General features: G+C 63.2%; 10 protein-coding genes. 3 read left to right on the top strand and 7 right to left on the bottom strand.

What is annotated here, in order from left to right:
* Positions 1-84: 84 nt before the first annotated feature.
* The 7 genes from B384_RS20950 to B384_RS0100140 all read right to left on the bottom strand — a co-directional run bounded on the left by B384_RS20950 (position 85) and on the right by B384_RS0100140 (position 5,461).
* The gene (locus B384_RS20950; RefSeq protein ID WP_024475959.1) at positions 85-672 is read right to left on the bottom strand and encodes a hypothetical protein; all 588 of its coding nucleotides are present in this window, start codon (positions 670-672) and stop codon (positions 85-87) included.
* Between the two features lie 297 nt (positions 673-969).
* Positions 970-1,299: a DUF3040 domain-containing protein gene (locus B384_RS17175; protein WP_019481124.1), complete on the bottom strand. Its 330-nt coding sequence runs from the start codon at positions 1,297-1,299 to the stop codon at positions 970-972.
* A 105-nt stretch (positions 1,300-1,404) separates the two neighbouring features.
* Positions 1,405-1,842 (bottom strand): succinate dehydrogenase hydrophobic membrane anchor subunit, encoded by a 438-nt coding sequence (locus B384_RS0100165; RefSeq protein WP_035747130.1) that lies wholly within the window; start codon positions 1,840-1,842, stop codon positions 1,405-1,407.
* Between the two features lie 26 nt (positions 1,843-1,868).
* Entirely contained in the window at positions 1,869-2,450 is a 582-nt protein-coding gene (locus B384_RS0100160) for a dTMP kinase (RefSeq protein ID WP_019481122.1), read from the bottom strand.
* Positions 2,451-3,025: 575 nt separating this feature from the next.
* Positions 3,026-3,388, bottom strand: coding sequence for a helix-turn-helix transcriptional regulator (locus tag B384_RS0100150; RefSeq protein ID WP_019481120.1), 363 nt, complete (start codon positions 3,386-3,388; stop codon positions 3,026-3,028).
* 68 nt (positions 3,389-3,456) lie between these two features.
* Complete coding sequence (locus B384_RS0100145) at positions 3,457-4,614, bottom strand: TerC family protein (RefSeq protein WP_019481119.1); 1,158 nt, start codon at positions 4,612-4,614, stop codon at positions 3,457-3,459.
* A 289-nt stretch (positions 4,615-4,903) separates the two neighbouring features.
* A complete protein-coding gene (locus B384_RS0100140; RefSeq protein WP_156808907.1) occupies positions 4,904-5,461 on the bottom strand; it encodes a hypothetical protein in 558 nt (185 codons plus the stop codon).
* A gap of 140 nt (positions 5,462-5,601) precedes the next feature.
* Between B384_RS0100140 and B384_RS0100135 the strand changes: the two genes are divergently transcribed.
* From B384_RS0100135 to B384_RS0100125, 3 genes are read left to right on the top strand one after another with little or no spacing between them, the layout of a single operon-like run.
* A complete protein-coding gene (locus B384_RS0100135; RefSeq protein ID WP_019481117.1) occupies positions 5,602-5,916 on the top strand; it encodes a transposase in 315 nt (104 codons plus the stop codon).
* A complete protein-coding gene (locus B384_RS17170) occupies positions 5,916-6,686 on the top strand; it encodes an IS3 family transposase (RefSeq protein ID WP_019481116.1) in 771 nt (256 codons plus the stop codon). Before B384_RS0100135 ends, B384_RS17170 begins: the two co-directional genes overlap by 1 nt.
* Positions 6,626-7,975, top strand: coding sequence for an IS30 family transposase (locus B384_RS0100125; RefSeq protein WP_443110774.1), 1,350 nt, complete (start codon positions 6,626-6,628; stop codon positions 7,973-7,975). The genes B384_RS17170 and B384_RS0100125 overlap by 61 nt, the downstream gene beginning before the upstream one ends.
* Positions 7,976-7,984 lie beyond the last annotated feature (9 nt).

Raw genomic sequence — 7,984 nt, 5'->3', positions numbered from 1 at the left:
CCGGCGGGCGACACGAGATCACAGGAGTACATCGTGACGATGAGTTGCACTAGGAGTGACGGATCGCCGCCGAGGCGGGGAGTGTCAGGGCATGTAAGGGGAGTAGTAGGGCAGCGAATCGTTCAGGACCGGCACCTTGACGATCAGGGACTCGTCGGCGGAGGTGACCTTCACCGGAACCACGGAGCCCGGGTCGGCACCTACCTGATCGACGAGCAGTGGTGTCGTCCGTTCGAGGTGGACGGAGTTCTCGCCGCGAACGAGGACGCTTTCGGTCTGACCCGCGACGCTGAAACCCACCATGAGGTCCTCCTCCGTGTCATTGATGATCGTGCCCAGCACCCGGCCAGGCTCCTGAGCGGAGGTACCTACTATCAGCATGTTCTGCAGCCGCACATTCCCGCTTGATGCGTGAGCGCCGTCGGTGAGCGAGTCGTTCATCTGTGTCGCCACGGGGTTGGTGAAGGAACACCCGCACAATGTCAGAGCGAGCAGTCCGACGTACACCGCCTTCAGGGCAAGCGTTCTTCCTGCCCTGTGTTTCGCGGGAGGAGCTTCTGCTCGTACCCCCTCGATGAGGCCCTGCGTGACGACCCGGCGTGGACGTGGGGGTGAGGGCGGACGCCGGTGATGTGCGCTCGAGGTGATCATCGTGCGGTCTGACAGGGTCATGGTGGCCTGCTTCCAGTCGGTTGTTGCACCAGCTGGAGGTCTCTCCCGGCCGCTTCATGCGACCCTGCTCGCCGGAGAGTTCAGGGACTTTCGTAATGACGACGAACCGGATGTGGGGATACTACCCTCCATTGAGATAAGTGAAACATACTTCACCTATTTAGGGGAAGAACCGGCGCCCTGACATGGCGATCGCTTCCGTTCTGCTGTCCACACGTGTCCGCGTGCGACTGGTCGGCGGGGCTGTGGTGTGGCGCGTCCCAGCCCACGGGCGCTTCTGGCTCGGCTCGGTTCTTCTCAGTGGGGTGTCGTGTTCGATCGTGGAGCCTTTGGGTCCGCTGGCGGCGTCACGTCCGTTCGTTCTGGGCGAGGTGGGGGCGTTCCGATGAGACCGCCGGCGATCATGGTGAGGAAACCGGCGATCCCGACGACCGGGATGGACACTGCGATGGAGAGCAGGACGATCAGTATTCCTCCCAGGATCGTCACGAACGCCGCTTTCCGGCGGCGGGATGTGCGGCGCGGCGAAATCGTGTGTTGAAGGCGTTGGGCAAGTTCGGGTTCTTCGGCTGCGAGACGCCGTGCGAGCTCGTCGAAGCGGGATCGTTCTTCGTCCGACAGGGGCATGACAGTCACTTTCTCTTCTCACGTGGGGCTTGGGTCCTGGTGTTGGGTCGCACGTCCATGCACGGCGGGATCATCCTGCAGGGATCTGTCCTGGGGGATCCGGGCCTAGGGCGGCCCGGTCGGGCACCATGCGGGCAGCGCATCGTCGGAGGCGCCGGGAGGGCAGGGATCGAACGTGAAGATGACCAGCGATCCGAGCGCGATGATCACGCCTGTGCAGGTCAGGAGGACGCTCTTGAGGCACAAGCGCATCCAGGCGGTGTCCGTGTAGTCGTTGATGATGACGCGCAACCCGTTGGTGCCGTGGAGCATGGCCAGCCACAGCATGATCAGGTCGAACCACTGCCAGAAGGGGTGCGCCCATTTCCCGGCGACGAACGCGAAGTCGATCTGGTTGATGCCATCCCCGAGCACCAGGTTCACGAACAGGTGCGTGAAAATCATGATGAGTAGGACGGCCCCGGACCACCGCATGAACAGCCAGCCGAGGAGCTCGAAGTTGCTTCGGGCGTGTGGGCGGCTCCGCGGGGGAGTGACCGGCATCCTGACGGGATTGCGTTGAGGGCGCGTCACTGCAACCCCAGCCCGCACATCCCCAGTTCCTGCAGCATGTCTTCGACCAGTTCCTCCGCCGAACGGCTGGCGTCGAGGACGATGAAGGACGGGAAAGCGTCGAGTCCCTGGTAGGCGTCGTCGAACCGTTGCAGGTGCTCGATGGTCTCGGTGTCCACGGCCCTGCCCGTGATCCTCGCGTGCGCCACGTCGACGGGAACGTCGAAGTAGAAGACGACATCAGGAGTGGGCAGGACGGTGAGGAGGAACGGAAGCAGCCGGCCCACACGCAGGCCGCGCGCACGGCGGAGCGCGAGCTGGCAGTGAAGGTACCGGTCCATGACAACGACGCCGGGGCCTGTCCGGGCTCGCGCGTGCGAGATCAGGACGTTCGCGCAGCGAAGAACCGTCTCCAGCGCGTCAAGTGCTGCCTCGGGAGGGTGAAGGCCGGATCGGCCACACCACGCAGCCAGGCTGCGCCGACCGGATTCGTTCCTGCGGAACGCTGCCGGATAGTCGGCGGCGTTGAGTTGCTGCGCCAGCAGACGGCCGGCCGTGCTCTTACCCGCACCGTCGATACCAACGAGAACGATGATCATGGTCCGTCCCCGTCCAGTGTGGCGACGCCTCGGAGCTGCACCGCTACCTTCCGAACCAGGGCCCGGGCTCTGCGCTGCTGCAGAGCTGGCGTCGAGAGCGAACCCTAGATCAGCGGGGGAGCACTGGAAATGCACCTGATGCGCTCCTGCGGCTTGTTCGTCGCCCATCGGGTGGACCGAACCCCCCGACGGAGGTCGTACGGCCTTCCTTCCATGTCCTCTACTCCTTTCGTTCGTCGCGGATCGTGGAAGCCGAGACTGCTCCTAGTTGTCCTCCTGCTCGTCGTTCTCCTGCTCGTCGTCCTGCCCGTCCTGTTGCTCTTCTTCCTGACCTTCATCGGGGTTGTTGTGCTGGTTGTCGGTGTCTTCCTGTTCTTCCACTCCTGGTACCTGGGGCAGCTGTGTGTCATCGCATCCGGTGATGGACAGTGCCCCGATGACGAGGAGTCCGGAACCAAGGAGCAGTGCTGTACGAGATGTGATGGTGTGTTCCTTTCGTGATGCCAGCTGTCGTGCTGGCGGTCGAGCTGACAGTCGTACTGGTCGTGGTACCGGTTGTCGTGCTGGTTGTAGGGCTAGTGTTTTCCGCTGCCGGGGGAGTGGGAGAAGATCGCCAGGAGTTCGCCGATCTCCTTCTGGGACGTGGTCGGGTGGCGGAAGTGCTGGTGCGGGTCGATGGTGTAGCGGGTCCGCCGGCCTTCACGGAGCCGGTGGAGGTAGCCGGAGTCCTCGAGGTCCTTGAGGATCTGCAACGTGGCTCGCGGGGTGATCCCCACAGTCGCCGCGATGTCCTCGACCAAAGGGTTCGGGTTTGTCGCGATGACCAGCAGCACATGACCGTGATTGGTGAGGAACGTCCACTGGTGCGGGACTATCCGCGGAGGTGCGGTAGCCGAGTCGGACGTTCCGGAGCTGCGGTTGCTGGATCCTGGCTGCATCGGTGGTCCCTTTCATGGATGGACGGTTTGTGGTCGGAGACAATCGTCTGCACGCGTCCGATGAGGGATCAGTGGCGAGGCGTGTCCTGACGGTCTCCGTCAGCGGAACGATCGTCTCCTGCGCGGTCCTCTCTGATGGTCGGACCCGCCGCCGGATTTTCCGCGGGACGTCCAGCGGATGAGGTGCCGGTTGTCCCACCGTGCGTGGCGGCTACCTTGCGGGTGCGCGTCCACACAGGCTGCAGTGCTGCGATCTCGGCGTCGTCGGCTGTGCGGAAGGGCGGTTCCACGGGTGCCGGCGGTTCGTGGCGTTCCTGGCCGCGGGTCTTGATGAGGCTGGCGGCGATGGAGATGGTGAGGATGGTGGTGATGACGGCGAGGGAGATCGGCGTGGGGATGTAGAAGACGTCGATCTTCAGGGCCATCTTGATGCCCACCCAGATCAGGACCATGGCGAGCCCGATCTTCAGGTACACGAAGCGGTGGATGAGGTCGGCGAGGAGGAAGTACATGGCGCGCAGACCCAGGATCGCGAAGGCGTTGGCGGTGAAGACGAGGAACACCTCGTCGGTGACGGCGAAGATCGCAGGAATGGAGTCCACGGCGAAAACGATGTCGGTGACTTCGACCAGGACCAGGACCGCTAGAAGCGGGGTGGCGAGCAGGATCCCGTTCTTGCGGATGAGGAACCGCTGGCCATGGAAGGCATCGGTCATGGGCACGTAGCGGCGGAAGAGTTTCAGGGCACGGGATTTTGAGGGGTCGATGTGTTCGTTACGCTGGATGAGCATCCGGTACCCGGTGAAGAGCAGGAACGCGGCGAACAGGTAGAGGACCCAGCCGGCGCTGGCGATGATCGCGGATCCGGCGGCGATGAAGATGGCCCGGAAGACTAGGGCGCCGAGGACACCGAAGAACAGGACCCGGTGCTGGTACTCCCGGGGAACGGCGAAGAACGTGAAGATGATGGCCCAGACGAAGACGTTGTCGACGGCCAAGGATTTCTCGATGAGGTAGCCGGCGAAGTACTGCTGGCCGAATTCGGCGCCCCAGAACCGCCAGATGATCGCGCCGAACGCGACGCCGAAGAACACCCACACTGCCGACCAGGCTGCCGCTTCGCGGACGCTGATGACATGGGCTTTGCGGTGAGCGACGAGGTCCACGATCAGCATCACGAGGATGAAGCCGATGACGGCGAACCAGACCCAGAGGGGGACGTTCAAGGGGTACCTACTTCCAGTCAGTATCGAACTAATTGGAGGTCTCTCCCGGCCTCTGAAGGCCCTGCCCGCCGGAGAGTGCAGGGACTCTCGTAGTGACGACGGACTGACTGGGGGATACTCCCCTCCACATGAAAACTAGTGAACCACACTTCACCTGTTGAGGGAAGGTTTGCCTGGAACACAGGTCAGCACGAGCTTCATCGGCTGGACGTCCCTATCCGCGTCCGCGGTTTCAGCGATGGTGCGTGCACGTGCTGCGGTCCGGCGAAAACTGCGGCACGATACAAGGTCACCAGCTTGGCGACGCTGGTGCGGTTCGGTCGTCCGGATCGACGATCTGATCCCGGAGCGTCGCCACGATGTTTGTTCCGTACCTCGGCGTTACCCGGTGCTTGACGCCCGTTGCCATCTCCTTGATGAGACGGGCGATGGACTCTGCATGACGGAAGGTGCCGCCAGCAGCAAAGTACGCCCGCAGCCACGGGTCGACGTCGATGGGGTAACCCTCAGCGGCGAAGGCACGAACGATCTGAACGACCGCGTCTTTGCCAGGGCCAGAACTGAGCCCGTTGTACTGGTGATAGACGAAGATCTCCGCGGCAGCGACCATGAGAAGGTCCGGCGCTGACATCGCCACACCGGTATGGAGGTTCACGGCTCCTGCACTGTCGAGCCAGGTCCGGATCCTGTCATCAGGTGACCACACCATGACGAACAACCGCTCGATCAACCCAGCCGCGACCACGCTGCGGATCGCTTCCAGGTCCCGGTCCTCGAAGGGGTGAACGATCACGACCGCGTCATCAATCACGCGGCCTTCCTGCTCCACGCGTGATTGCTCGCTCATCCCGAGGACTTCCCGCTGAGAAACGTCAGGCACAAGGTACTCGATGACCTCCACATCCGCGGTCCGGCCATCAGCGTTGAGCTGCCTGACATTGGCCCTGCCCCCGTTGAGTGGACACCTCACAAGAGAGAATGTTCATTATGGGAAAGACACGTCGGGAGTTCACTCCTGAGTACAAGGACGAGGCCGTGAAGCTGGTGATCAATACCGGCAGGCCGGTCGCGGTCGTCGCCCGGGAGCTCGGGATTAGCGAGGCTTCACTGGGTCGGTGGGTGAACAGTTTCAAGGCCCGCAACGAGACCGGCGAGACCGCGGTCACGGAGTCCGAGCGGGCCGAGTTGCAGAGGCTGCGCAAGGAGAACGCGGACCTGAAACTTGATCGGGCGTTCCTAAAAAAAGCGTCTCTCTTCTTCGCCCAGGAAGCCTCGGATACGAACGCCAAGCGTTCGAACTGATGCACGCGCAGAAGATGAACTTCACGATTACCCGCATGGTGCGCCTGCTCGGGGTATCCCGGTCCGGGTACTACGCCTGGCTGGAGCGGGTGCCTTCGCCGGCGGCGATCCGGCGGGAGGTTATCGAGCGAAAAGTTGCCTACTTCCACAGTGATTCCGATGAGGTTTACGGCTCGCCGCGGATCCTGGCTGACCTGCGTGCCGACGGCGAAACTGTGTCCCGGAAGACCGTCGCGAAAGCCATGAAATCATTGGGCCTAGCCGGAATCTGCCCGAAGAGGTGGAAGACCACCACGGTGATCGACCATGCTGATGCGTATCCGGTGGACGCGGTGAAACGACGGTGGGACACCGGGGCCCTGAACCAGGTCTGGGTCGGTGACATCACCTATCTGAGAACGTGGGAAGGATGGGTGTACCTGGCGACCGTCATCGACGCCCACTCCCGCCGTGTGATCGGCTGGGCAATCGCTGAGCACATGCGTACCGACCTCATCCAGGACGCCCTGCAGATGGCTCTGACTTTGCGGCAGGATCCGCCGGCGCAGGTGATCTTCCACAGCGACCGGGGTACCCAGGGTGAATTCAATTGGTCGTCGCAACACCTCGATTATGGAGGTTCGCGATGGGACGCGGTGGAAAGCAGTTGCGGAAGGCTCCGGAGGGCGCGCGGCGGCAGTGGGCGGCGGATCGGGCGTTACGTCCGCCGATGCGTTCGCCGGGCAGGCCAGAGCCCTCTCGTGCGGTGCAGCGGGAGTTTTGGCGTTTGATCGCTACTGGGGTGACAACCGTCAAAGCTGCGGAGGCGCTCGGTGTGTCGTGGCCGGTCGCGTCGCGGTGGTTCCGTCACGCTGGCGGCATGCCGCCGATCAGTCTTGACGAGCCTACGGGCCGCTACTTGTCCTTCGCTGAGCGTGAGGAGATCTCGTTATTGCGAGCCCGGGAGGTCGGCGTGCGTGAAATCGCGCGGCGGCTTGGCCGCGACCCTGGAACGATCTCGCGCGAGTTGCGTCGCAACGCGGCTACGAGGAGCGGGAAGCATCTCTATCGGGCCTTGGTGGCGCAGTGGAAGGCGCAACAGGCTGCGAAGCGCCCGAAGACCGCGAAACTCGCGGACAATGCGAGGTTGCGTGAGTATGTTCAGGAACGGCTCGCTGGGGTCATCCGCCGGCACGACGGCACTGTCGTCGCTGGCCCTGCGACACCGGCCTGGAAGGGGCTGAACAAACCGCACCGGCAGGACAGGCGATGGTCGACAGCTTGGAGTCCGGAACAGATCTCCCACCGGCTCCGCGTCGATTTCCCGGATGATGAGTCGATGCGCATTAGTCACGAGGCCATCTACCAATCGCTGTTCATCGAGGGTCGTGGCGCGCTCAAGCGCGAGCTGGTCACCTGCCTGCGCACCGGCCGTGCGCTGCGGGAACCTCGAGCTCGATCGAAGAGTAAACCCCAAGGCCATGTCACCGCGGAGGTCCTCATTAGCGAACGCCCCGCCGAAGCCGAAGACCGTGCGGTACCGGGCCACTGGGAGGGTGATCTGATCATCGGAACCGGACGATCCGCGATCGGCACGGTCATCGAGCGCAGCAGCCGCTCCACAATCCTGGTACATCTGCCCAGGCTGGAAGGCTGGGCTGATAGACAGGCCGTGAAGAACGGGCCCTCGCTCGGTGGCTACGGTGCCGTGGCGATGAACGCCGGGCTTACGGTCTCGATGACCAAGCTGCCCGAACAGCTCCGCAAGACCCTCACGTGGGATCGAGGGAAAGAGCTCTCCGCACACGCCCAGTTCACTCTCAGCACTGGAACGAAGGTGTTCTTCGCCGATCCGCACTCACCCTGGCAGAGACCCACGAATGAGAACACCAACGGGCTGTTGCGCCAGTTTTTCCCGAAAGGCACTGACCTCTCCAGGTGGACTGCCGAGGACCTCGAAGCCATCGCTCTGACCTTGAACAACCGGCCCCGTAAAGTCCTCGACTGGAAAACCCCGGCTGAAGTCTTTGCCGAGCAGCTAAGCTCGCTCCAACAGCCCGGTGTTGCAACGACCGATTGAACTGGCCCA

It is taken from the genome of Arthrobacter sp. TB 23, from assembly GCF_000294595.1.
Classification (GTDB): Bacteria; Actinomycetota; Actinomycetes; order Actinomycetales; family Micrococcaceae; genus Arthrobacter_D.
This window is presented reverse-complemented; position numbering and strand designations above follow the sequence as displayed.

Coding starts and splice junctions, on each gene's coding strand:
- B384_RS20950 (WP_024475959.1), bottom strand. CDS start 672: ATGACCCTGTCAGACCGCACGATGATCACCTCGAGCGCACATCACCGG.
- B384_RS17175 (WP_019481124.1), bottom strand. CDS start 1,299: ATGCCCCTGTCGGACGAAGAACGATCCCGCTTCGACGAGCTCGCACGG.
- B384_RS0100165 (WP_035747130.1), bottom strand. CDS start 1,842: ATGCCGGTCACTCCCCCGCGGAGCCGCCCACACGCCCGAAGCAACTTC.
- B384_RS0100160 (WP_019481122.1), bottom strand. CDS start 2,450: ATGATCATCGTTCTCGTTGGTATCGACGGTGCGGGTAAGAGCACGGCC.
- B384_RS0100150 (WP_019481120.1), bottom strand. CDS start 3,388: ATGCAGCCAGGATCCAGCAACCGCAGCTCCGGAACGTCCGACTCGGCT.
- B384_RS0100140 (WP_156808907.1), bottom strand. CDS start 5,461: ATGAGCGAGCAATCACGCGTGGAGCAGGAAGGCCGCGTGATTGATGAC.
- B384_RS0100135 (WP_019481117.1), top strand. CDS start 5,602: ATGGGAAAGACACGTCGGGAGTTCACTCCTGAGTACAAGGACGAGGCC.
- B384_RS17170 (WP_019481116.1), top strand. CDS start 5,916: ATGCACGCGCAGAAGATGAACTTCACGATTACCCGCATGGTGCGCCTG.
- B384_RS0100125 (WP_443110774.1), top strand. CDS start 6,626: ATGCGTTCGCCGGGCAGGCCAGAGCCCTCTCGTGCGGTGCAGCGGGAG.